This window comes from Corallococcus sp. CA054B (assembly GCF_003611625.1).
In the GTDB taxonomy this organism is placed as follows: domain Bacteria; phylum Myxococcota; class Myxococcia; order Myxococcales; family Myxococcaceae; genus Corallococcus; species Corallococcus coralloides.
In genome coordinates, this window is record NZ_RAVY01000402.1 from 1 (window position 1) to 1,153 (window position 1,153).

Genomic DNA, 1,153 nt, shown 5'->3' on the forward strand with positions numbered 1-1,153 from the left:
GCTCTGGGGGGCGCCGGGGGTGGGGCTGGCCGCGCAGGCGCCCGCCACCGCGCGGCGGGCGCAGCGCACGCCCGACACCACGGAGGTGTCCGCGGCGGAGGCGAAGGACGCGCTGCAGCAGGCGTACGCGCGCTTCAAGGGCGTGAAGGACGGCAAGAACGCGGACTACATCCCGTCGCTGGCGAAGGTGGACCCGAACCTCTTCGGCATCGTGCTGGTGACGGTGGACGGGCGTGTCTACTCGGTCGGTGACGCGGAGCACCCCTTCGCCATCGAGTCCGTGTCCAAGCCCTTCACGCTGGCGCGCATCCTCCAGGACGTGGGGGCGGAGCAGGTGGAGACGAAGATTGGCGCCAACGCCACCGGCGAGCCCTTCAACTCCATCATCGCCATCGAGCTGAACCATGAGGCGAAGCGGCCGCCCGCGGGCAACCCGCTGGTGAACGCGGGCGCCATCACCGCGGTGAGCATGGTGCCGGCAAGGGACGCGAACGAGCGGTGGTCCCGCATCCAGGGCACGCTGGACGGCTTCGCGGGGCGGCGGCTCAGCGTGAAGGAGGACGTCTACCGCTCCGAGTCCGCCACCAATACGCGCAACCGCGCCATCTCCTGGCTGCTCAAGTCCTACGACGCGCTGCCCGGCGACCCGATGGAGGCGCTGGACCTCTACACGCGCCAGTGCTCGGTGGCCGTCACGGCGAAGGACCTGGCCACCATGGGGGCCACGCTGGCCAACGGCGGCACCAACCCCGTCACCGGCAAGCGCGTGGTGGACGCGGACAACGCGCAGAAGGTGCTGTCGCTGATGCTCACCACGGGCCTCTATGAGAACTCCGGGGACTGGTCCTTCACCGCGGGCCTGCCGGCCAAGAGCGGCGTGGGCGGCGGCATCGTGGCGGTGGTGCCCGGCCGCTTCGCGGTGGCGACGTTCTCCCCGCCGCTGGACGAGGCGGGCAACAGCGTGCGCGGCCAGAAGGCGGTGGAGTCCATCGTCACGGCGCTGGGCGGGGACATCTTCTCCGGCGGCCCCCAGCAGGCAGCCCGTTCAGGCGGGGGCGTGTCCGGCCAGCGATAGGCGCAAGGCACCGGGGGCGGTGATGTCATCCGGGCCCTCGCCTCCCACCATGCTCCGGTCCCCGTGAGAGGGGGCCGG

The 1,153-nt window shown here is 71.9% G+C and carries 1 protein-coding gene; it reads left to right on the top strand.

Annotated elements, in window-relative coordinates:
* Window positions 1–1,075 (top strand): glutaminase A (gene glsA, locus D7V80_RS41005; protein WP_199738996.1); only part of this gene is annotated, 1,075 nt, incomplete at its 5' end.
* Window positions 1,076–1,153: the final 78 nt, after the last annotated feature.